The following is a 255-nucleotide window of genomic DNA, read 5'->3' on the forward strand; positions in this document are numbered from 1 at the left end:
CGTTGTGTTAATACGAAAAAAATTGAGTTCTTAAAACACTTGTTAAGTGTCTTGAATATTCAAGTCTAAGGCGAGTCCATCTTCTTGGTCGAAGATGAGACAAGTAAAACCAGCTGGTCGCAACAGCGCAAGTGGCTCACGCAAGTGAAACCTATTTGGGTTGTATGGTTAAGCGACTAAGCGTATACGGTGGATGCCTTGGCAGTCAGAGGCGATGAAGGACGTAGTAACTTGCGAAAAGCGTTGGCGAGCTAG

Annotated in this window: 1 rRNA gene; it reads left to right on the plus strand. The window is 44.7% G+C overall.

The features are described 5' to 3' along the window. Positions 1-166: 166 nt before the first annotated feature. Positions 167-255, plus strand: a 23S ribosomal RNA gene (locus AEA42_RS00760); the annotation flags it as partial.

The organism is Shewanella sp. Sh95 (assembly GCF_001308045.1).
Taxonomy (GTDB): Bacteria; Pseudomonadota; Gammaproteobacteria; order Enterobacterales; family Shewanellaceae; genus Shewanella; species Shewanella xiamenensis.